The 21,311-nt window shown below is 72.0% G+C and carries 19 protein-coding genes; 12 read left to right on the top strand and 7 right to left on the bottom strand.

The annotated features are described in order from the left end of the window. Positions 1-47 precede the first annotated feature (47 nt). The 9 genes from BMZ82_RS32725 to BMZ82_RS32685 all read left to right on the top strand — a co-directional run bounded on the left by BMZ82_RS32725 (position 48) and on the right by BMZ82_RS32685 (position 9,289). A complete protein-coding gene (locus tag BMZ82_RS32725) occupies positions 48-1,160 on the top strand; it encodes an LLM class flavin-dependent oxidoreductase (RefSeq protein ID WP_093781024.1) in 1,113 nt (370 codons plus the stop codon). Next, positions 1,157-1,837 carry an FMN reductase gene (locus BMZ82_RS32720; protein ID WP_093781023.1) on the top strand — a complete coding sequence of 227 codons (681 nt, stop codon included), beginning with the start codon at positions 1,157-1,159 and terminating at the stop codon, positions 1,835-1,837. Before BMZ82_RS32725 ends, BMZ82_RS32720 begins: the two co-directional genes overlap by 4 nt. 85 nt (positions 1,838-1,922) lie before the next feature. Next, positions 1,923-2,663 (top strand): response regulator transcription factor, encoded by a 741-nt coding sequence (locus tag BMZ82_RS32715; protein ID WP_093781039.1) that lies wholly within the window; start codon positions 1,923-1,925, stop codon positions 2,661-2,663. 4 nt (positions 2,664-2,667) lie between these two features. Beyond that, complete coding sequence (locus BMZ82_RS32710; protein WP_093781022.1) at positions 2,668-4,110, top strand: sensor histidine kinase; 1,443 nt, start codon at positions 2,668-2,670, stop codon at positions 4,108-4,110. A gap of 85 nt (positions 4,111-4,195) precedes the next feature. Continuing rightward, positions 4,196-5,470, top strand: a complete 1,275-nt coding sequence (locus BMZ82_RS32705) for an ArgE/DapE family deacylase (protein WP_093781021.1) — start codon at positions 4,196-4,198, stop codon at positions 5,468-5,470. 73 nt (positions 5,471-5,543) lie between these two features. Further along, positions 5,544-6,236 carry a hypothetical protein gene (locus BMZ82_RS32700; RefSeq protein ID WP_093781020.1) on the top strand — a complete coding sequence of 231 codons (693 nt, stop codon included), beginning with the start codon at positions 5,544-5,546 and terminating at the stop codon, positions 6,234-6,236. 100 nt (positions 6,237-6,336) lie between these two features. After that, the gene (locus BMZ82_RS32695) at positions 6,337-6,927 is read left to right on the top strand and encodes a sigma-70 family RNA polymerase sigma factor (RefSeq protein WP_093781019.1); all 591 of its coding nucleotides are present in this window, start codon (positions 6,337-6,339) and stop codon (positions 6,925-6,927) included. Between the two features lie 188 nt (positions 6,928-7,115). Continuing rightward, the gene (locus tag BMZ82_RS32690; protein WP_093781018.1) at positions 7,116-8,444 is read left to right on the top strand and encodes an MFS transporter; all 1,329 of its coding nucleotides are present in this window, start codon (positions 7,116-7,118) and stop codon (positions 8,442-8,444) included. Continuing rightward, a complete protein-coding gene (locus tag BMZ82_RS32685; protein WP_093781017.1) occupies positions 8,441-9,289 on the top strand; it encodes a PaaX family transcriptional regulator in 849 nt (282 codons plus the stop codon). The genes BMZ82_RS32690 and BMZ82_RS32685 overlap by 4 nt, the downstream gene beginning before the upstream one ends. 40 nt (positions 9,290-9,329) lie before the next feature. Here the strand turns inward: BMZ82_RS32685 and BMZ82_RS32680 are convergent, their stop codons facing one another. The 6 genes from BMZ82_RS32680 to BMZ82_RS32660 all read right to left on the bottom strand — a co-directional run bounded on the left by BMZ82_RS32680 (position 9,330) and on the right by BMZ82_RS32660 (position 17,386). Beyond that, positions 9,330-10,331, bottom strand: coding sequence for a pectinesterase family protein (locus BMZ82_RS32680; RefSeq protein ID WP_256252250.1), 1,002 nt, complete (start codon positions 10,329-10,331; stop codon positions 9,330-9,332). 110 nt (positions 10,332-10,441) lie between these two features. Next, positions 10,442-11,083 (bottom strand): ribosome-inactivating family protein, encoded by a 642-nt coding sequence (locus BMZ82_RS42230; RefSeq protein WP_256252247.1) that lies wholly within the window; start codon positions 11,081-11,083, stop codon positions 10,442-10,444. A 351-nt stretch (positions 11,084-11,434) separates the two neighbouring features. Next, positions 11,435-13,786: a helix-turn-helix transcriptional regulator gene (locus tag BMZ82_RS32675; RefSeq protein ID WP_256252246.1), complete on the bottom strand. Its 2,352-nt coding sequence runs from the start codon at positions 13,784-13,786 to the stop codon at positions 11,435-11,437. 317 nt (positions 13,787-14,103) lie between these two features. Next, entirely contained in the window at positions 14,104-15,903 is a 1,800-nt protein-coding gene (locus BMZ82_RS32670) for a dolichyl-phosphate-mannose--protein mannosyltransferase (RefSeq protein WP_177244775.1), read from the bottom strand. A gap of 156 nt (positions 15,904-16,059) precedes the next feature. Beyond that, positions 16,060-16,359: a hypothetical protein gene (locus BMZ82_RS32665; RefSeq protein WP_093781014.1), complete on the bottom strand. Its 300-nt coding sequence runs from the start codon at positions 16,357-16,359 to the stop codon at positions 16,060-16,062. A 214-nt stretch (positions 16,360-16,573) separates the two neighbouring features. Beyond that, positions 16,574-17,386: a TetR/AcrR family transcriptional regulator gene (locus tag BMZ82_RS32660; protein WP_093781013.1), complete on the bottom strand. Its 813-nt coding sequence runs from the start codon at positions 17,384-17,386 to the stop codon at positions 16,574-16,576. Positions 17,387-17,474: 88 nt separating this feature from the next. On the opposite strand from BMZ82_RS32660, the gene BMZ82_RS32655 reads away from it, so the two are divergent. After that, positions 17,475-17,864 carry a VOC family protein gene (locus BMZ82_RS32655; protein WP_093781012.1) on the top strand — a complete coding sequence of 130 codons (390 nt, stop codon included), beginning with the start codon at positions 17,475-17,477 and terminating at the stop codon, positions 17,862-17,864. A 327-nt stretch (positions 17,865-18,191) separates the two neighbouring features. Here the strand turns inward: BMZ82_RS32655 and BMZ82_RS41035 are convergent, their stop codons facing one another. Beyond that, a complete protein-coding gene (locus BMZ82_RS41035) occupies positions 18,192-18,932 on the bottom strand; it encodes a hypothetical protein (RefSeq protein WP_177244774.1) in 741 nt (246 codons plus the stop codon). 315 nt (positions 18,933-19,247) lie between these two features. On the opposite strand from BMZ82_RS41035, the gene hemL reads away from it, so the two are divergent. Both hemL and BMZ82_RS32635 read left to right on the top strand, forming a co-directional pair. Further along, positions 19,248-20,567: a glutamate-1-semialdehyde 2,1-aminomutase gene (gene hemL / locus BMZ82_RS32640; RefSeq protein WP_093781011.1), complete on the top strand. Its 1,320-nt coding sequence runs from the start codon at positions 19,248-19,250 to the stop codon at positions 20,565-20,567. Further along, a complete protein-coding gene (locus BMZ82_RS32635) occupies positions 20,564-21,247 on the top strand; it encodes a histidine phosphatase family protein (protein WP_093781010.1) in 684 nt (227 codons plus the stop codon). The genes hemL and BMZ82_RS32635 overlap by 4 nt, the downstream gene beginning before the upstream one ends. Positions 21,248-21,311 lie beyond the last annotated feature (64 nt).

The raw sequence follows: 21,311 nt of genomic DNA, 5'->3' as shown, positions 1-21,311 counted from the left end.
TTGGACGGCTATAGTTGAACGGTAAACAACTTGGAGGTTGAGCGACCATGCAGTTCGGGATCTTCAGCGTCGGCGATGTCACGCCGGACCCCACCACGGGCCGTGCGCCGACCGAGCGTGAGCGGATCAAGGCCATGGTCGCCATCGCGCTGAAGGCCGAGGAGGTCGGCCTCGACGTCTTCGCCACCGGTGAGCACCACAACCCGCCGTTCGTGCCGTCGTCCCCGACCACGATGCTCGGGTACATCGCCGCGCGGACGGAGAAGCTGGTCCTCTCCACCTCCACCACCCTCATCACCACCAACGACCCGGTGAAGATCGCCGAGGACTTCGCGATGCTCCAGCACCTGGCCGACGGGCGCGTCGACCTGATGATGGGGCGCGGGAACACCGGCCCGGTCTACCCCTGGTTCGGGCAGGACATCCGGCAGGGCATCAACCTCGCCGTCGAGAACTACGCCCTGCTGCGCCGCCTGTGGCGCGAGGACGTCGTCAACTGGGAGGGGAAGTTCCGCTCGCCGCTCCAGGGCTTCACGTCGACGCCGCGCCCGCTGGACGACGTACCGCCCTTCGTCTGGCACGGCTCCATCCGCTCGCCCGAGATCGCCGAGCAGGCCGCTTACTACGGCGACGGCTTCTTCCACAACAACATCTTCTGGCCGGCCGACCACACGAAGCAGATGGTCGAGCTGTACCGGGAGCGGTTCGCGCACTACGGGCACGGCACGCCCGAGCAGGCCATCGTGGGGCTCGGCGGGCAGGTGTTCATGCGGAAGAACTCGCAGGACGCCGTACGGGAGTTCCGGCCGTACTTCGACAACGCGCCGGTGTACGGGCACGGGCCGTCGCTGGAGGACTTCACCGACCAGACCCCGCTGACCGTCGGCACGCCCGAGCAGGTCATCGAGAAGACGCTCGCCTTCCGCGAGTACGCCGGTGACTACCAGCGCCAGTTGTTCCTGCTGGACCACGCCGGGCTGCCGCTGAAGACCGTGCTGGAGCAGCTCGACCTGCTCGGCGAGGAGGTCGTGCCGGTGCTGCGCAAGGAGTTCGCGGTGGGGCGTCCGGCGCAGGTGCCGGACGCGCCGACCCACGCGTCGCTGGTCAAGGCCGCGCAGGGACAGGACGCCCGGGGCCAGGAAGGGGTGAGTGTCGCATGAGGCTCGTCGTCGTGTCGGCGGGGCTGAGTGTTCCGTCGTCCACCCGGCTGCTGGCCGACCGGCTCGCGGCGGCCACCGTCGGGCGGGCGGAGGCGGGTTCGGCGGCGGAGGTGGAGGTGCGGGTCGTGGAGCTGCGCGACCTGGCCGTCGACATCGCGCACCACCTCACCAGCGGTTTTCCCGGACGGAAGCTGGCGGACGCGCTCGGCGCGGTGGCGGGGGCGGACGGGCTGATCGTCGTCACGCCCGTGTTCTCGGCGTCGTACAGCGGACTGTTCAAGTCGTTCTTCGACGTGCTGGACCAGGACGCGCTGGCGGGCAAGCCGGTGCTGATCGCCGCCACCGGGGGCAGCGCCCGGCACTCGCTCGTCCTCGACCACGCACTGCGGCCGCTCTTCGCCTACCTGCGGGCCGTCGTCGTCCCGACCGCCGTCTACGCCGCCTCGGAGGACTGGGGCGCGGAGGGGCTGCCCGAGCGGATCGAGCGCGCGGCGGGGGAGCTGGCGGCGCTGATGGCGGGGCTCACGGGAGTGGTGGGGCCGTCGGGGGCGTCGGGGGCGGTGGTTCCCCGGTCGGCGCAGCCGGTGGCGGGCGGGTTCGAGGTCGTGCCGTTCGCGGAGCGGCTGGCGGCGATCGCCGTGCCGGGCGGGGGCGCCCAGGCGCCGGCCGGACGGTGAGAGGCCAGTAAGAAGGGTGATCGTAGGACCGTCCGCACCGCGCAACCGGCGGCGGCCTTGGCAGACTGGGCGGGTGTCTCCCACCCTGCTGCTCGCCGAAGACGACCGTGCCATCCGCCACGCCCTGGAACGTGCCCTGGCCCTGGAGGGCTACCAGGTCACCGCGGTCGCCGACGGGGTGGAGGCGCTGGCGCACGCCCACAAGAACCCGCCGGACGTGCTCGTCCTCGACGTGATGATGCCCGGGATCGACGGCCTCCAGGTCTGCCGGGTGCTGCGCGCCGAGGGCGACCGTACGCCGATCCTGATGCTGACCGCGCTGGTCGAGACCGCCGACCGGATCGCCGGACTGGACGCGGGCGCGGACGACTACGTCGTCAAGCCGTTCGACGTCGAGGAGGTCTTCGCCCGGCTGCGGGCGCTGCTGCGCCGCACCAGCCCGGAGGCCGCGCCCGTGGCCGAGGCGCCGAAGGAGCAGCAGCCGCAGCCCTCGGGGTCGTCGGGGCCGTCGGGGGCGGGGTCGGGGCGGCATGTGGAGGCGGCCGGGCTGCGGATGGACCCGCAGGCGCGGCGGGCGTGGCGGGGCGGGCGGGAGGTGGAGCTGACCCGGACCGAGTTCGAGCTGCTGGAACTGCTGGTGCGCAACGCCGGGATCGTCCTGGACCACTCCACGATCTACGACCGGATCTGGGGCTACGACTTCGGGCCCGGCTCGAAGAATCTCGCCGTCTACGTCGGCTATCTGCGCCGCAAGCTCGACCAGCCGGGCTCCCCGGCACTGATCCACACCGTGCGCGGTGTGGGTTACGTGCTGCGGGAGGACTGAGCGCGTGGGCCGTCTGCGGCTGCTGCTGGCCCGGCCGCGGCCGAAGCTGGTGTCGCTGCGGACGACGTTCGCGGTGTCCTTCGCGGCCGTGACCGCCGCCGTCACCGTCCTCGTCGGCGTGCTGTCGTACTCGGCCGCCGCCCGGCTGGTCCGGGTCGACCAGGAGTCGGTGTTCGACGAGGTCGTGCAGGATCTGCGGGACGAGGTGCGCGACCAGCGGATGGCGCCGCAGGACTTCTCCTCGGCCGCGCCGGGCCATGACATCGTGCGGCCGGCCCGGACGGACGTACAGGTGCTGGGGCCGGACGGGTCGGTGGTCGACGGCGGCAGCCCGGGGCTGCCGGTCGGGTCCGCCGACCGCGCGGTCGCTGCCGCCTCGACGGCCGGGCGGATGGCCGTGCACAAGGACGTGGACGTCGGCAGCGACGTCTACCGCGTGGCGACCGTCGCGCTGGGCGGCGGCCGGGGCGCGGTGCAGGTGGCGCAGGAGTTCAGCGACACCGAGGATCTGCTGCGGGCGCTCCAGCAGCGCACGGTGATCCTGATGATCGCGGTCGTGACCGCCGCCGGGCTGTTCGGCTGGTGGCTGGCCCGGCGCATCACGCACCGGCTGGTGATCCTCACCACCGCCGCCGAGGACGTCGCCCGCACGCGCCGGCTCGGCGTGCAGGTGCCGGTCACCGGGCACGACGAGGTGGGCCGGCTCGGCCGCGCCTTCGACCGGATGCTGGGCCGGCTCGCCCAGTCGGAGGAGGATCAGCGGCGGCTCGTCCAGGACGCGGGGCACGAGCTGCGGACGCCGCTGACATCGCTGCGGACGAACATCTCGCTGCTGCGCCGGATCGACGAGCTGCCGCCCGACACCCGCCTCGAACTGGTCGCGGACCTGACCCAGGAGGCGCGCGAACTGACCGACCTGGTCAATGAGTTGGTCGATCTCGCGGCCGGTCAGTCCGACAGCGAGCCGCCGCGGCAGGTGGACCTCGCCGACCTCGCGGAGGAGGTCGCGGGCCTCGCCCGGCGGCGCACCGGGCGGCAGATCCTGATCCGGACGAGCGGCACGACCACCGCCTACGGGCGGCCGGCCATGCTCCAGCGGGCGGTGTCCAACCTGGTGGAGAACGCGACCAAGTTCGACCGCGAGGGCCGGGCGCCGGTCGAGATCGCCGTCACCGGCCCGGCCCGGCCGGGGGTCGTCCGCGTCGAGGTCCTCGACCGGGGTCCGGGCATCGCCGAGGCCGACCTGACCCGCGTCTTCGACCGCTTCTACCGCGCCGCCGACGCCCGTTCCCTGCCGGGCTCCGGCCTCGGCCTGTCGATCGTGCGCGAGGTGGCCCTGTCCCACGAGGGCGCGCCCTTCGCCGCGCGCCGCGCGGGCGGCGGCTCGGTGATCGGCTTCACGGTGGGCGGCAGCGGCGAGGAACCGGCGCGGGCCCGGGACCGGTGACACCCTCACCAGTGACACACCACCAGTGACACCTCACCGATGATGTGTCACATTCCTGGAACTGGGCGACTGAGGGGGTCTGGGCGTGTTCGGTGACCGGGAGGCGGCCGTGCTGGCGGCAGTGGACGAGGCGGCCGTCGGGCGGACGCTGCTCGAACTGATCGCGATCCCCAGCGTCACGGGCAGCGCCGCCGAGTCCGAGATCCAGCACCACCTGGCCGGCCGGCTGGAACGCCTCGGGCTCGACGTCGACCTGTGGCCCATGGACCTGCCCGCCCTGCGCGCCCACCCCGACTTCCCCGGCACGGAGGCACCGCGCGAGGAGGCGTGGGGGCTGGTGGCCCATACGGTGACCAGGGGCGGTGGCGGTGACGGTGACGGGCCTACGGTGATCCTGCAAGGGCATGTGGACGTCGTCCCGCCCGGGGATCCCGCCGCCTGGGACGGCGACCCGTTCGTGCCGCGCGTCACCGGGGATCTCGTGCACGGGCGGGGCGCGTGCGACATGAAGGGCGGGCTCGCGGCGCAGCTCGGGGCGCTGGCCGCGATCCGGGCGGCCGGGGTGAGGCTGCGCGGGCGGGTCGCCGTGCACTTCGTCGTCGGCGAGGAGGACGGCGGGCTCGGGGCCTTCGGCACCCTGCAGCGCGGGTACGGCGGCGACGCGTGCGTCATCGCCGAGCCGACGTCGAGGACGGTGATCACCGCCAACGCGGGCGCGCTGACCTTCCGGATCACCGTCCCGGGCAAGGCCGCGCATGCCGGTTCGCGGGCGGACGGGGTCAGCGCGATCGACGCCTACCTGCCGCTGCACCGGGCGCTGGCCCAACTGGAGGGCGAGCGCAACCGGGACCCGGACGCGCTGCTCGCCGAGTACCCGATTCCCTACGCGCTGTCCGTCGGTACCGTCCGCGCGGGCGACTGGGCGAGCAGCGTGCCCGATCTGCTGGTCGCGGAGGGGCGGCTCGGGGTGCGGCTCGGCGAGGACCCGGCCGTCGCCCGGGCGGCGCTGGAGCGGTGCGTGGCCGAGGCGTGCGCCCAGGACGACTGGCTGCGCGCCCGTCCGGCGTCCGTGACCTGGCCGGGCGGCCAGTTCGCGAGCGGCCGGCTGGCGGCCGGGCATCCGCTCGCCGGCCTGGTGGCGGACGCCTGCGCCGACGCGACCGGCGCCCCGCGCCCCCGGGAACGCGGGGCGACCTACGGGAGCGACCTGCGGCTGTACGCCGGGGCCGGGATCCCGACGCTGCAGTTCGGGCCGGGGGACGTCGGCGTCGCCCACAGCGCCGGCGAGCACGTGTCTCTCCGGGAGGTGGTGGCGACGGCGCGGGCGCTGGCGTTGACGGTGATGCGGACGGTGGGGTGAGTCGTGAGCGGGGGCGCGGGGAATTCCGTATCCCTTTACGACGACCGGTGTCCGGATGCGAGGATGTGGCGCCATGACCGCTGGGTGGTGTTCTCGCACGCTGCGAGCCGCGCTGTTCGCGGCCGTCTGCGTGCTGCTCGCCGCCCTGGGGCACGTGCTGATGTCCGGCTCCGAGGTGCCCGCGTGGGCGCTGGCGCTGGGCGTGGCCGCCACCGGCGGCGCGGGCTGGTGCCTGGCGGGCCGTGAGCGCGGGCTGCCGTTGGTCGTGACGGTCGTGGTCGCCGCGCAGGCGGCCCTGCACTCGGCGTTCTCGCTGGCGGGGGCGGGCGGTGACGCGTCGACGGCAGCGGGTTCCATGTCCATGGAGTCCATGGACATGGACGCCATGGACATGAGCCACATGAGCCACATGGATCACATGAGCCACATGGATCACATGGGTCACATGGGTCACGTCGGGCAGGCTTCCTTCGGTGACGCCGGTGGTTCGTCCTCGGTCGGTATGTTCGCCGCGCATCTCCTCGCCGCGCTGCTGTGCGGGCTGTGGCTGGCGTACGGCGAGAGGGCCGCGTTCCGGATTCTGCGTGCCGTGGCCGGGTGGCTGGCCGCGCCGCTGCGGCTGCTGCTGCTCGTGCTGCCCGCCGTCCCGGACCGTCCGCGGGTCCGGTTCGGCCGCCGCCGTTCGGATCGGGCGCCGCGGCTTCTCCTTCTCACCCATGCGATCACCACCAGGGGTCCGCCCCTGAGGGCCGCTGTCGCCGTCTGACGACAGCAGGAGACCCCGGGGCCGCCCCTACGGCACCCCGGTCGTGCACGCATGCACGCGTGCCCTCACGCCCTCATGGATGATCCGAGAAGGACACCCGGTGATCAGTACTGCCCAAAAGGCACCCCAGGCACCCCAGGCACCTCAGGCGACTCAAGTCGCCCTCGACGAGTCGATCACCGCGTGGGCGCTCGCCGCCCGGGCCGGTGACGCGGACGCGGTCGAGCGTTTCGTCGGCGCACTGCACCGTGACGTCCTGCGGTACGTCGCCCATCTGTGCGCCGACCCCCAGGCGGTCGACGACCTCGCGCAGGACACCTTCCTGCGCGCCCTCGGCAGCCTGCACCGCTTCGAGGGCCGTTCCTCGGCGCGTTCCTGGCTGCTGTCCATCGCCCGCCGCGCGGTGGTCGACAGCTACCGGCGCGCCGCCGCCCGGCCCCGGCTGTCCGACGTACCGGACTGGCAGCTCGCCGCGGAGCGCGCGCAGCCGCGCGGGCTGCCCGGGTTCGACGACGGCGTCGTCCTGCTGGACCTGCTGGCCTCGCTCCCGGCCGAGCGGCGGGAGGCGTTCGTCCTCACGCAACTGGCCGGCCTGCCCTACGCGGAGGCGGCGGAGGCGAGCGACTGCCCGGTCGGCACGGTCCGTTCCCGCGTCGCACGGGCGCGGGCCACCCTGGCCGACCTGTTGTAGCCCTGCCTGTTCGTCCTGTCTGTTTGCCCTGCCTGTTTGGCCTGTCTGTTCGTCCTGTCTGTTTGTCGTGTCTGGAGTCCCGTCGCAGGCCTGTTTGTAGTCCTCGAACAATGCTGGGCACTTCGTTGACCGTGATCGGCGGGGGGCCTAACTTCGCGGTGTCCTTCCCCCGCTCAAGGGAGACCGCGATGCCCTCGTCCGCCCAACGCGCCCGGCACCTGCGCGTGGTCGCCGCCTCCGGACTGCTCGGCACCGCCGTGGAGTTCTACGACTTCCTCGTCTACGGGACCGTCGCCGCCCTCGTCTTCGGCGAACTGTTCTTCCCGGGGGCCGACCCGGCCGTCGGCACCATCGCCGCGTTCGGCACGTTCGCCGCCGGTTATGTCGCCCGGCCGGTCGGCGGGGTCCTCTTCGGGCACTTCGGCGACCGGCTCGGCCGCAAGTCGATGCTGCTGCTCACCATGGGGCTGATGGGCGGCGCGAGTTTCCTCGTCGGTCTGCTGCCCACGTACGACACGATCGGCGGGTGGGCGCCGGTGCTGCTGGTCACCCTGCGGGTCGTGCAGGGCATCGCCATCGGCGGTGAGTGGGGCGGCGCGACGCTGATGGTCGTCGAGCACGCGGGCGAGGGGCGGCGCGGACTGTGGTCCAGCTTCACGCAGATGGGAGCGCCGCTCGGCTCCCTGCTGTCCACGGCCGTCGTCACGCTCGTCGTCGCCCTCCCCGAGGACGAGTTCGCGGCCTGGGGCTGGCGGGTGCCGTTCCTGCTGAGCGTGGTGCTGCTCGGCGTGGGGCTCGTCGTCCGTCTCAAGGTCGTCGAGAGCCCGCTGTTCGCCGAGCTGAAGCAGGACCGCGCCGAGTCGCGGCTGCCCGTCCTCGAGGTGCTGCGCCGCCCCCGCCCCGTCCTGCTGGCCTGCGGCGTCGGCATCGGCGCGTTCACCGCCCAGTCGCTGCTGACCAGTTACCTGATCGCGTACGCCACCGGCATCGGCTACGCCCGGCCGCAGGTGCTCACCGCGCTCACGGTGTCCGCGTCCGTCGCGCTCGTCGTGCTGCCCTGCGCCTCCGCGCTCTCCGACCGGGTCGGCCGCCGCCCGGTCGTGCTGGCCGGGGCCCTCGCCACGGCGGTGCTCGCCTTCCCGGTGCTGGCGCTGGTCGACTCGGGGTCGCCGGGGCTGCTGATCCTCGCGGTCGTCCTCGGCCACGGCATCGCCCAGTCCACGATGTACGGGCCGCTGGGCGCGCTGCTCACCGAGATGTTCGGCACCCGGGTCCGCTACACCGGCGCCTCCCTCGGCTACCAGGGCGCCACCCTCATCGGCGCCGGTTTCTCCCCGCTGATCGCCGGAAGCCTGGTGGCGGGCAGCGGCGACGGCACCCCCGTCGCCCTGCTGCTGTGCGGCGGCGCGGCCGTCACCGCCGTGACCGTCCTCTTCGTCCGCGAGACCAGCCGGACGTCCCTCACCGACACCGCCGAGGACTCCGACGCCCCCCACGCGCAGCAGATCACCGCATGACGGCCCCCTCCGACGACGCCCCACAGCTACGCCCGCAGTCGCTGATGCTCGCCTTCTTCGGCAACCACGTCCTGGAGTGGGAGGCGGGCGACCGGTGCGTGTACTCGGGCAGCATCATCGACGTCCTCGGCCGCGTCGGGGTCGGCGAACAGGCCGTACGGTCCACGCTGACCCGTATGGTCTGCCGGGGTCTGCTGCGGCGGCAACGCGAGGGCCGCCGGATGTACTTCGGGCTGACCGAGCAGGCGACGCGCGTCCTGCGGGACGGCCGGACCCGTATCTGGCGCGAGGGCGCGGTCGACGACGACTGGGACGGCGACTGGACGCTGCTGGGCTTCTCGCTGCCCGCGTCGCGCCGGCGCGAGCGGCACGACCTGCGGTCCCGGCTCGCCTGGTCCGGCTTCGGCGCGCTGTACAGCGGGCTGTGGATCGCGCCGGGGCGGGTGGACGTCGCCGCCGTCGTCGCCGAACTCGGGCTGACCGCCCACGTCAAGATCTTCCACGCCTGCGCCGACGAGGCCACCGACATCGGCCGCATGATCCGCGACACCTGGGACCTGGAGACCATCGCCGCCCGGTACGTCGCCTTCGACAAACGGTGGAGCAGCCGGCTCAACGCCGGTCCGAGCGACGATCCGACCGATGATCCGATCGGTATCCGGCTGCGGCTGGTCGGCGAATGGGTCCGGACGATTCGCGCGGACCCCCGGCTCCCCGCCCGTCACCTTCCCCCGGGCTGGCCGGCCCGTCCCGCCCAGGACACCTTCCGTCGCGTCGCGGAACAGACCGCGGCGCCTGCGGAACGCCTGGCGCGGGACGTCCTGGACACGGCACCGCGGCGGTAGCCGGGCCGCGGTGCCGGTGCCCCTCACCTCGGCGAGATCGTCACCAGATCGGATTCCAGCCGTCGTTGCCGGCCAGGTACTTCTCGGCGGTGTACTCGAGCGCCTCGGTGTCGGACAACTGCGGTGCGTTCGTGCCGAAGCCGGCTCCGGGGCCGTCGTTGCGGTACTCCTTGAACCGGGTCCAGGACCACGGGTAGTCGGGGGTCATGTCGGTCCAGGGATGGGCGGCGGTGATGCCCGAGCGGATCTCGGTCTCCCGGATCACCGCCTGCGGCCAGGCCTCCTGCACGTTGTGCCACGGGCGGCCCAGATACATGGTGTTGGCCGGCACGTTCGGGGTGAGGATGTCGCTGCCGACGATGAGGATGCCGTACTTCTGCCGCCAGTCGGTGTTGGGCGCGAGCACCGTGCCGCCGACCCAGTTGTCCACCTGGAGGGTGCACCGGTCGATGACCGAGGTGGCGTTGCCGAAGATGAAGTCCACCGAGCCCTGGATGAAGCAGTTCGCGAAGTACGACCGGACCTGGTCCGTCGGCGTCGGGGCCTTGACCAGCAGCGTGTCCTGCCGGGCGGTGATCCGGCAGTTGAAGAAGAACTGCCGGTCGCCCCTGGCGCACACCGCGACGGCCTGCGTCTCGAACGGGCTGATCTCCGGGTGGTTCGCGGGGTTGAACGTGTTGCTGATCGTGAGGTCCCGCACGGTCAGGTTCGGTGCCTTGAAGGTGGCCGTGGCGCTGCCCTCGGTGCCCCACGGGGTGCCGTCGGGCTTGAGCATCGCGTGCGCCCTGTTGTTCGTGATGACGACGTCCACGGGGTTGCCGCTGACGCCCTGGAGCGTCAGGAACGGCCGGTTCGCCGGGACGGTGATGGCCTCGGCGTAGGCGCCCTTGTCGATGAAGATGGTGTTCGCGCCCGATCTGGGGAGCGCGTTGATCGCGTCCTGCACGGTCCAGAAGTCGCCGGTGCCGTCGCTCGCGACGAGCTTGTCGCTCTCCTCCAGGAGGTCCTTGCCCTTGGTGTTCTTGGTCGAGTGATGGACCATCATGACGGCGGCGGCGATGGTCAGCGCGCTCGAGTAGATGATCTCGCCGACCTGGATCTCGGGGGACAGGACGAGGTTGGCCGCGGCGATCGCGCCGATCAGCGCGATGCTCAGCACGCTCCAACTGTTGTGGTGCGCGATGTGGGTCGGGGTGAGCGTGAACGGCTGTCCGGTGCCCCAGGCCGCCGCGGTCTGGGCCGCCTGGTTGCGGAACCGGGAGGCCTCGGCGACGCCCACGATGACCGGAGGATCGCCGGCGCCGCGAGCCGGGTGGGGACGTTGGGGGTGAACCCGTCGTGCAGGGTCAGCACCGCGTTGCTGAGGCTGGACGGGGTGAGCTGCATGTTGTCGCGGCTGGCGCCCTGCCGTTGCAGGTCGGTGTAGTTCGACAGCCCTTCGAAGCGCGTGGTCACGTTCGCGCCGGTGCCCGTGCGGATGGCGCCCGGCAGGTCCACGCCGGGCTCCAGGGTGAAGAAGTTGCGCCAGGTGATGTTGCCGCCGCCGTTGTCGGTGCCGGGCCGCCAGCCCATGACGTAGGCGTCCGACCGGCGCATGAACACCCGGATGAACTCGCCCCCGCCCTCCGAGTACAGGTCGACGGCGATGAACTGCTGCGTCCCGTTCGCGTCGGTGACGTCGACGGGGCGGCCCCCTCCGGTCTGACCCGGTGCGCGGACACGCCCTGTCTGATGCCGTTGAGCAGGGCGGCGTAGCTGGTCCGGGCGTCGGCCGGCTCGCTGGTGATCTTCCACTCGACGTTCGCGCCGGGCGCGGCGGCGGCGGTCGCGGCACCGACGGCGCCGACGCCCACGACGCCGCTGACAACGATGCCCGCGGCCCCCATCACGGAGAGAAACGATCGCCGGGAGAGCCCGCCCGGCAGGACGGTCATCTCGTGCGTCCCGTTCATCTCGTTCGTCGCGCTCGACTCGGTCGTCACTTCAGCTCCTGCGGTGTGGGGCGGTCGCCGATCCTCACGGTGGCCTTGTCCCGAAAGACTCGGCGAGGGGGAAGCTCCGACGCCACGGGTACTTCTACGGGCACACCCCGACCCGGGCTCGGGGTGGAGGGGGGCCCGGCCCGGGTATTTCTACGGTGTTGTCCTAAGAAGTGGGGGTCTGGTGTGCCGTCCACCAGGATGCGATCTGCGCGCGGCAGACGAAGCCGAGCTTGGCCAGGATGTTCTCGACATGGCCGTGGACCGTGCGCGGGGAGCGTCCGAGCAGGGTCGCGATCTGCCGGTTGCTCATCCCCTTGGCCACCAGCGCCGCCACCTCCCGCTCCCGGGGCGTCAGCGGGCTCGGGACGGTGACCAGGACGGTGGGCGGGGCGAGGGAGGTGGTGGGGGTGATGGCGGGTGGGGTGTGGGTCGTGGCGTCAGCCGCTGCCGCTGCCGGGGTCGTCGCGGGGGTCGGGGCGGATCCGGTGTACAGGGCGTAGGCGATGGCCTCGTCGGGGCCGCGCAGGCGTCCGCCCTCCGCGAGGGCGGCCTGGTACGCCGCCCGGCCCAGGGTCCGTACGACGTCGTCCTCGCACTCGGCGTGCTGCTGGACCATGTGCGGGCCGAACGTGGCGATGCCGGTGTCGGTGTCCCGCCACAAGGCGTCCGCGACGCCCAGGAGTCGCGCCGCCCGCTCGTGGTGGCCGCCCGCCGCGGTGACCCAGGCGAGCTCCTCGACCATCAGGGCGACCCTGACGTAGTCGTTGAAGCCGCGTTCGTTCTCCAGCGCGGACCGGATCATGACGGTGGCCTCGGTCAGGTCGCCGCGTCGCCAGGCGTCGTAGCCGAGGGTCCACTGCGCGTGCGCGCGGACCAGCCGCTCGTCGTGCGTCTCGGCGAGGGCGACCGCCTGCCGGCAGGTCTGCGTGGTCCGCGGGTCCCCCAGGTGGGACTGGACGGTGCCCAGCAGGATCAGCGCGTAGACGGCGCCGATCTCCTCGTCCGTCCCCAGATGGCCGGCGACCGCCTCCGCCAGCAGGGGCACCGCCTCCGTGAGCCGGCCGCCGAACAGGGCCAACGTGCCGCGCAGGCTCTGGACGTGGGAGCACACCACCCGGTCGGTCAGCCGTGCGCCCAACTCCGCGGCCTCGTCCAGCCACCGGTTCGCCGCGGCGTGGTCGTGCTGGAGCACCGCCACCCAGGCGGCGACCCACAGCCCGCGCGCCCGGTCGGGTCCCTGCTCGGGCGCGGCGGCGAGCGCGTGCTCCAGCCAGCGGCGGCCCTCGCCGAGGAAGCCGCCCTCGCACCAGTGGAAGCGCAGCGCGGCGGCCAGCGCCAGGGTGGCGCGCGGGTCGCCGCCCCAGGCCAGCGCGACGCGCAGGTTGGCGTACTCGGCGCGCAGCCGGGCCAGGCTCTTCTGCTGGCCGGGGCCGTACCAGCCGTCGGCGATGCGCTCGGCGAGGGCGCGGTAGAAGTCGTGGTGGCGGCCCAGCGTCGGGTGCTCCTGGCCGGACTCGGCGAGCCGCTCCCGCCCGTACTGGCGGATGGTCCCCAGCAGCCGGTAGCGCGACATGCCCTCGCGCTCGGTGGGCAGGACGAGGGACTGGGACACCAACTGGTCGAGGAGATCGAGCACTTCGGTCTGGTCGATGCCGTCGCCCGAGCAGACGGCCTCGGCGGCGTCCAGGCCGAAGTCGTCGGCGAACACCGACAGCCGGTTCCACAGCAGTTGCTCGGCGGGCGTGCACAGCTCGTGGCTCCAGTCGATCAGCGCGCGTAGCGTGCGCTGGTGCGGCCGGGCGAGCCGGCTGCCGCCGGCGAGCAGCCCGAAGCGGTCGCGCAGCCGGTGCACCGCCTCGTCGACGGTCAGGGTCCGCAGCCGGGACGCGGCCAGTTCGATGGCCAGCGGCAGCCCGTCCAGGTCCGCGCAGAGCCGGCGGACCTGGGCGCGGTTGCCGTCGGTGATCCGGAACTCGGGGCGGACGGCGCCGGCCCGGTCCCGCAGCAGCTCCTCCGCGTCGTCCGGGCTCAGCGGGGGGACGACGAAGACGTGCTCGCCGTAGATTCCCAGCGTGCGGCGGCTCGTCGTCAGGACGCGCAGCCCGGGGGAGGCCGTCAGCAGCGTGTCCGCGAGTTCGGCGCAGGCGTCGACGAGGTGCTCGCAGTTGTCCAGCACGATCAGCGGGCTGCGGCGGGACAGATAGGTGCCGAGCTGGTCGATGACCGGCCTGGTGCCCAGGTCCGGGACGCCCAGTGCGATCGCCGTGGCGTTCGCCGCCGCCGACGGGTCCCGCACCGATGCCAGATCCACCAGCCACACCCCGTCGGCGAAGTCCGGCGCCGACGCGGCGGCCACCTCCAGAGCCAGCCGCGTCTTGCCGACCCCGCCCGGACCGGTCAGCGTCAGCAGCCGTGTCGCCCCCAGCCGGCGGCGCACTTCGGCGAGGTGCGCGCGCCGGCCGACGAAGGTGGTGAGGGACGCGGGCAGATTTCCCACGTCGGGTGTCTGGGGCACCGGGGAATGGTGTGTGGGGGACGGAGATGCCGCAGACGCGGATGTCTGGGGCCGGGGTGTCTGGGTGGTCACGTTCCTTCTCGCCCTCGCTGCCTGCCCCGACCCCGCAACCGGCACGAAAGCGTCAGGGCATCGGAACGGACACAAGTCGCATATATGACGCCGAACAGTACCCATAGGTCCGTAGGTCCAGGAATGGGCTGTGATCGACATCTCATGAGTACCCGTCAGTGGTCCGTCAGCAGCCCGTCAGTAGCCCGTCAGTAGCCCGTCAGTGGTCCGCCAGGAGTCCGTCGGCGGCCGACCTGCCGGGTTCCTCACACCCAGGTGTCGAGCCACATGCGGGTGAGCCAGGCGGAGTGCGGGATCGGCTGACCGGTGTAGACCGGAAAGAAGTAGATGAAGTTCCAGGCGATGAGCAGCACCAGCACGCCCGCGGCCACCGCACCCTGCGTACGGCGCTTCTCACTCGCCCCCGGCGGACCCAGCAGCGCGCCCACCGCCATCGTCACGGCCAGACACAGATACGGCACGAAGACGACGGCGTAGAACGAGAAGATCGTCCGGTCCTGGTACAGGAACCACGGCAGGTAGCCGGCGCCCACCGCGCACAGGACCGCGCCCGCGCGCCAGTCGCGGCGCAGCGCCCACCGGAAGAGCAGATACCCGAGCGCGCAGCAGGCCGACCACCACAGCAGCGGCGTGCCCAGGGCGAGGATCTCCTGCGCACAGGCGGACGTCGCGCGGCAGCCGGCCTGCCCGGGCTGCGGCGACTCGTAGTGGAACGCCACCGGACGGCCGAGGACCAGCCAGCTCCACGGGTTGGACTCGTACCGGTGCCAGGTGTCCAGTCCCACGTTGAACCGGTAGACGAGGGCCTCGTAGTGCCACAGGCTGCGCAGCGGCGCGGGAATCCACGACCAGGTGCCGCCGCGGCCGTCCGCCCAGTGCCGCCCGTACCCCTTGTCGGACAGGAACCAGCCGGTCCACGTCGCCAGATAGGTCACCACGGCGACCGGGACGAGGGACAGCGCCGACCAGCCGAGGTCCTTGCGCAGCACGGCCCGGTAGGGGTGGCGCGCGCCCGCGACGCGGCGGGCGCCGACGTCCCACAGCACGGTCAGGACGAAGAAGAAGACCAGGAAATACAGCCCGTTCCACTTGGTCGAGGCCGCCAGCCCCAGACAGAGGCCGGCCGCGAGCCGCCAGGGCCGCACTCCCGTCCCGGCGCGATCACCGGTGCCGGGGTCGGGACGTACGTGACCGTCCGCGCCGACGGGCAGGGCGGCGGCGAGCCGGGCCCGCGCACCGTCCCGGTCGATCAGCAGGCACCCGAACGCCGCCAGCACGAAGAACATGACGACCAGGTCGAGCAGGGCGGAGCGGCTCATCACGAAGTGCAGGCCGTCCACGGCCATCAGCGCGCCGGCCAGGCAGCCCAGCAGCGTCGACCGGAACAGACGGCGGCCTATTCGGCACAGCATCAGCACGGACAGCGTGCCCAGGAGCGCGGTCATGAACCGCCAGCCGAACGGTTCGAGGCCGAACATCCACTCGCCGAGGGCGATCACCCACTTGCCGGTGGGCGGATGCGCGACGAAGGCCCCGGCGTCGGAGAGCGGCACGGCCTGGGGGTGCCCGAGGATCTGCGGGTCGGAGACCGTACGGGTCGGCCAGGTGCCCTCGTAGCCGAGTCGCAGCATGGCCCAGGCGTCCTTGGCGTAGAAGGTCTCGTCGAAGACGATGGCCCGCGGCCGGCCGAGCCGCCAGAACCGAAGCGTCCCGGCCAGGGTGGCGACGAGCACCGGACCGAGCCACGCCATCACTCTCGCGACACGCAGCCCCGACACCGGCCCGACCCCCAGAAACCCCCAGACCCGGGCCGCCGTCCCCGCCCCCGACTCCGGGAAGGGCGGCACCAGCCGCTCGCGGAGGGCGGTCCGGGGTCGCGCGACATACCCGAAGAGACGGAGCCGGTTCTTCCAGTCGCCGGGCGCGGTTGTCGTCGTCGGCGGGCGGTCGCCGTCGGCAGGGGTGGGGGCGCGGGTGCCGGCGCGGGTGCGGACCTGGTCGATGACGGCGCTGCGCCACCAGCGAGTGCTGGGAGTAGGGGACATGATGCTGACGGATCCTTCGACGGTGGGGTCAGGCCGGGCGGGTCAGGTCAGGTCGGGTCGGCGTGGGGTGACGTGGGATGGGGTGAGGTGGGGTGGGTCAGGTCGGTTCGCGGCGGCGCGACGCCGGTGATCGACGGGCCGGGCCCGAGGCGATTCCTACGGCGGTCGGAGCCTCACCGATGTCAACTGCCTTCCTGCCGAGTGGTCTTGGCAGTCTGCAGTCTCGGTGCCCGGTTCCTTGATCTCAAGCGGCAGGAGACCGCCGAGCCGATCCACACCCACCGCCCACGTGAGCGGCTCGCCGAACTTCGGGCGCTCAAGCGGGTGGAGGCGGCGGGAGGCGCCGGCCTCCTCCTCGAACGTCACCGGTTCCTCTATCCCGGTCTCGTCGGGCACGAGGTTCTGACGGTCGGTCGACTGACGGTCGACACCCGCTTGCAGACCCAGGTCGGCCATGCCACTCAACCACCCTCGCGTACAGCCGTCTCTCCGCGACCTGACGCACGGAGGCGACCTGCTCGGCCGGCACGCTCACCCCCGGTGGCGGCACCCGGTGGCGCCGCAGCCGGCCCGCCGCCTGGATGAGGCCGGTTGCACCACCCTGCTCGGAGAAGAGCCGGACCTCGTCATCGAGTTCCCCAGCCGGAGTATCGGCGACAGGTGCTCAGGCTCACGGGGCAATGGCGTCGTGCCGGTGCGATGGAGTCGGTGCCTTCACGTCTCCGCTTCGGTCGATCAGGGCGGCGAAGGCGTCGAGGACGCGTTGCAGACCGAAGGCGTAGACGTGGTCGGGGTCGTAGGCACTGCCGTGTTCCGCGCCTGCTGCTGCGCCGACGCGGACGGCGGTGGGGTAGGCGTTCTCGTCGAGGACCCGGGCGAGGAGCGGGGCGTTCAGCTCCCACCATTGCTGGTCGTCCAGGGCGCTGTCGTGCTGTGCGGCGCGGGCGTCGGCGTCGGCACGGGCGCATGCCTGCACGAAGGTGAGCAGGTGGGTCAGACAGTCGTCCATCTCGACGTCGCTGAGGCCGAGACCGTCGAGCCCAGCCAGTTCGTGCTCGTACTTCGACATCTGCCCCGGCCCCAGCGGAGGCCTGACGGTGGAGACGGCCGCGGCCCACGGGTGGCGTTCGAAGAGGGCCTTGTTCTCCTCGGCGATAGCGGTGACGCGTTGGTGCCAGGGCTGTCCGGTGGCGTCGGTGCGGGGCATGCGGGCGTAGGCGGCGTCGAGCATGAGGTCGAGGAGCTCGGCCTTGCCGGGGACGTAGGTGTACAGCGTCATCGGCACCACGCCGAGTTCCTTGGCTACCCGGCGCATGGTCACCGCGTCCAGGCCTTCAGCGTCGGCGATGGCGGTGGCGGCCTCGACCACCGCATCGATGCTCAGCCCCCGTCGCGGTCCTCGGCGACGGTCGGAGGAGGAGTCGCGCCACAGCAGTTGCAGGGTGCGGGCCGGGTCGCCCGAGCTGGTTCGTTCCTTTGGCACGGGAGCATCCTCTCGCAACCTAACTCCGTACTGTGTATACTGTACTGCGTATAGAGAATGTGCTCAGTGTGATTTCGGAGGAGTTTTCGTGAAGATCACCTCTAGTTCCGTGTCGCTCAACGTGGACGATGTCCCCGCCTCCAGCGCCTTCCTCGTCAAGCACTTCGGGTTCCGCGAGGAGATGGCCGCCGACGGCTTCGTGTCCCTGACGCGAGACGACGTCGGCATGAATGTCATCTTTTTGCGGCGGGGGCTGGACACCCTCCCGGCAGACCAGCGCGACGAGCACACCGCAGGTCTGATCCTCGCCTTCGTCGTCGAGGACCTCGAGGGCGAGCTGGCACGCCTGCGCTCCGAAGGCGTCGCGATCACCATGCCGCTGACCGACGAGGAGTGGGGCGAGCGTGCCTTCCAGGTCCGCGATCCCAATGGCGTCATCGTCCAACTGGTCGACTGGAACGCACCAACCGGCCGCTGAGGCAACCGGCGGCGCCGCCCCGAACGCTGACCATCAGCCGGGGGCGCGGGGGCGCGGGGGCGCGGGGGTGAAGCGAGGCCCTGGCCTGTTTTCCGGCCGACCTTGATGCGACGGGTGGGGTTGCGGAAGATCGGGTCGGCCCGCTTGGTCCGGGTGAACAGCGAGCGCAGGGCGCCGGGTCGGCCCCGACGGCGGCGGCTGGGCAAGGTCGCGAGGTGGGCGAGGACGTCCTCGCGGGTCACCTCCCGCAGATGGCCGTAGCGGTCGCACCCGAACCCCCGCATCCTGACCCGAAAGCCCCGCCCGAACCACCCGTGAAGCCGCGGCTCACGGCCAGACAAGGCAATAGGGCTGATGCCCCGCCTCATGCAACCGATGGCTGAAGTCCTGCCACTCGTGCAGCAGTTGGTAGACGTTGAAGGCGTCGCGGGGGCCGCCGCGGTCCGGGACCGTGGACCAGATGAACGCTGCCGCGCCCACCGCTTCCTCGCCGATGTCGCGCAGGGGGTCCACGACCGTCATGGGGAGTTTGACGACGGCGTAGTCGGGGTGCAGGACGACCAGTTCCAGCGGGGGGACCTTGTGGAGGGGGACGCCTTCGATGCCGGTGAGGACCATCGCGGCCATCGTCTCCGGCTTGATCTTGGTGAACATGCCGTTCATGCCGAGTTCGTCGCCGCCGAGCTCCTCGGGGCGCATCGAGATCGGGACGCGGGCCGCGGTCGCGCCGTCCGGCGCGCCGAAGTACTTGTACGTCACCCCCACCCGACCACCATTCCTGCTCTCCGCCCGGAGAGGATCGATCCGCTGGCCGACTCGCCGGTCGATGCGTTCGTTCCGGTCGATCCGATCGGGCTCATTCGGTACACCCTGGTTCATACCTTGGTTCATGGCCGGGGGCATCCCCGGGGGCATCCCGGGAGGCATGCTCGGGGTCATGCCCTGGCTCTGGCCCTGGTTCTGGCGGGCTTCGCCGGGTTCCTCCGCGTCGCGCCGGTGCCTTCCCCTCTGGGCACGTCGAGGACCCAGGTCGTCAGTCCCCTCGCCCAGCCCGCCACCGCGATGCATATCTCCACCCGACTGCTTTTCTGGGACGCGTGGCCCCCGCCGCGCAACCCGATCATCGTGTCAGTGACCTCCCCCGCGGCCGCACGCCGAAACGTACGGTGAAACACCTGTCCGCAGGATCTTCGCAGCCCTTTCGACACCTGGTCGTTGTGAGCTACGTCTATCAGGCTCTGTCCGTCTCAGTTTCGCAGACGGCGAAGTGCCCGGGCCGGGCGGCGACGGCCCCGGCCGGCCCCGGGCAGCGCTGGCCTACCCTGGGAGGTCATTGGCAACCGGAGTCCAGCAAGTCGGAGAAGGTCGGAGAAGTCGCAGGTCATGAGCGAACTGCCCTATTCATACGATGCGCCTGTCTCGCAGGCGCTGTTCGACCGTGCGTCCGTCGTCACGCCGGGCGGGGTGAACTCCCCGGTGCGTGCCTTCCGCGCCGTGGGCGGTACGCCCCGGTTCATGGTGTCCGGCACCGGCCCGTATCTGACGGACGCCGACGGACGGGAGTACGTCGACCTCGTCTGCTCCTGGGGACCCATGATCCTCGGGCACTCGCACCCGGAGGTGATCGCCGCCGTGCGGGACGCCGTCTCCCGCGGCACCTCCTTCGGCACGCCCGGTGAGGGCGAGGTGGCGCTCGCCGAGGAGATGGTCGACCGTATCGACCCCCTCGAGCAGGTGCGGCTCGTGTCCAGCGGCACCGAGGCGACCATGTCGGCGATCCGGCTGGCCCGCGGCTTCACCCGCCGCACCAAGGTGATCAAGTTCGCCGGGTGCTACCACGGCCACGTCGACTCGCTGCTCGCCGCGGCCGGCAGCGGCGTCGCCACCTTCGCGCTGCCCGACACCCCGGGTGTCACGGGGGCCCAGGCCGCCGACACCATCGTCCTGCCGTACAACGACCTGGAGGCCGTCCACGAGGCCTTCCACCGGCACCCCGGCGAGATCGCGTGCGTGATCACCGAGGCCGCGCCCGGCAACATGGGCGTCGTGCCGCCGCTGCCCGGGTTCAACCAGGGCCTCAAGGACGCCTGCGCCACCAACGGCGCGCTCTTCATCTCCGACGAGGTCATGACCGGCTTCCGGACCAGTAGAAGCGGCTGGTTCGGGATCGACGGCGTGCGGCCCGACCTGATGACCTTCGGGAAGGTCATGGGCGGCGGCTTCCCCGCCGCGGCCTTCGGCGGGCGCGCCGACGTCATGGCGCACCTCGCCCCCGCCGGGCCCGTCTACCAGGCCGGCACCCTCTCCGGGAACCCCGTCGCCACCGCCGCCGGACTCGCCCAGCTCCGGCTGCTCGACGACGCCGCCTACGGCACGCTGGACGCCGTCTCCGGGCAGCTCCAGGCGCTCGTCTCCGAGGCGCTGGCCAAGGAGGGCGTCGCGCACACGGTGCAGCGCGCGTCCACCATGTTCTCCGTCTTCTTCACGGACCGGCCGGTGCGCAACTACGAGGACGCCCGCGCGCAGGAGTCGTTCCGCTTCACCGCCTTCTTCCACTCGCTGCTGGCGAACGGCGTCTATCTGCCGCCGTCGTCCTTCGAGTCCTGGTTCGTGTCCACGGCCCACGACGACCGGGCCATCCAGCGGATCGCCGACGCCCTCCCGGCGGCGGCCCGAGCGGCTGCGGAGGCCACAGCAGCATGACCGACAACAAAGACATCACCGTCGTCCACCTCATGCGGCACGGCGAGGTCGCCAATCCCGACGGGATCCTCTACGGCCGTCTCGACGGCTACCACCTCTCCGAGCTGGGGCGGCAGATGGCCGACCGGGTCGCCGACCACCTCGCCCCACGCGATGTCACCCACGTCGTCGCCTCCCCGCTGGAGCGGGCGCAGGAGACGGCCACGCCGATCGCGAAGGCGCACGGCCTCGACCTGGCCACCGACCCGCGCCTCATCGAGGCCGGCAACGTCTTCCAGGGCAAGACGTTCGGGGTGGGCGACGGGGCGCTGAAGAAGCCCGAGAACTGGAAGCACCTCGTCAACCCGTTCAAGCCGTCCTGGGGCGAGCCGTACGTCGACCAGGTCGTGCGCATGATGGGCGCGCTGGACGCGGCGAAGGACGCGGCGCGCGGGCACGAGGCGGTGCTCGTCAGTCACCAGTTGCCGATCTGGATCGTGCGGTCGTACGTCGAGCGGCGGCGGCTGTGGCACGACCCGCGCAGGCGGCAGTGCACGCTCGCCTCGCTGACGTCCTTCACGTACCAGGGCGACCGGATCGTGTCCGTCGGCTACAGCGAGCCCGCCATCGACCTGGTCCCGGCCCATCTGCGCGCCGGAGCCAAGCCGGTGAAGGGGAAGGACAAGGCCTTCGGGGCCTGAACCCCGAGTCCTCAACCCCGAGTCCTCAACCCCGAGTCCTCAACCCCGAGTCCTGAACCCCGAG

The organism is Streptomyces sp. yr375, assembly GCF_900110755.1.
Taxonomy (GTDB): Bacteria; Actinomycetota; Actinomycetes; order Streptomycetales; family Streptomycetaceae; genus Streptomyces.
The sequence above is the reverse complement of the archived record's forward strand: the minus strand, read 5'-3'. Positions and strand labels throughout refer to the sequence as shown.

What these genes read in the sequence shown, in the direction of transcription:
- BMZ82_RS32680 (WP_256252250.1), bottom strand. Translation starts at nt 10,331, where the DNA reads ATGGTCCATCACTCGACCAAGAACACCAAGGGCAAGGACCTCCTGGAG.
- BMZ82_RS32720 (WP_093781023.1), top strand. Translation starts at nt 1,157, where the DNA reads ATGAGGCTCGTCGTCGTGTCGGCGGGGCTGAGTGTTCCGTCGTCCACC.
- BMZ82_RS41035 (WP_177244774.1), bottom strand. Translation starts at nt 18,932, where the DNA reads ATGCATCGCGGTGGCGGGCTGGGCGAGGGGACTGACGACCTGGGTCCT.
- hemL (WP_093781011.1), top strand. Translation starts at nt 19,248, where the DNA reads ATGAGCGAACTGCCCTATTCATACGATGCGCCTGTCTCGCAGGCGCTG.
- BMZ82_RS32665 (WP_093781014.1), bottom strand. Translation starts at nt 16,359, where the DNA reads ATGGCCGACCTGGGTCTGCAAGCGGGTGTCGACCGTCAGTCGACCGAC.
- BMZ82_RS32700 (WP_093781020.1), top strand. Translation starts at nt 5,544, where the DNA reads ATGACCGCTGGGTGGTGTTCTCGCACGCTGCGAGCCGCGCTGTTCGCG.
- BMZ82_RS32635 (WP_093781010.1), top strand. Translation starts at nt 20,564, where the DNA reads ATGACCGACAACAAAGACATCACCGTCGTCCACCTCATGCGGCACGGC.
- BMZ82_RS32670 (WP_177244775.1), bottom strand. Translation starts at nt 15,903, where the DNA reads ATGTCCCCTACTCCCAGCACTCGCTGGTGGCGCAGCGCCGTCATCGAC.
- BMZ82_RS32685 (WP_093781017.1), top strand. Translation starts at nt 8,441, where the DNA reads ATGACGGCCCCCTCCGACGACGCCCCACAGCTACGCCCGCAGTCGCTG.
- BMZ82_RS32690 (WP_093781018.1), top strand. Translation starts at nt 7,116, where the DNA reads ATGCCCTCGTCCGCCCAACGCGCCCGGCACCTGCGCGTGGTCGCCGCC.
- BMZ82_RS32725 (WP_093781024.1), top strand. Translation starts at nt 48, where the DNA reads ATGCAGTTCGGGATCTTCAGCGTCGGCGATGTCACGCCGGACCCCACC.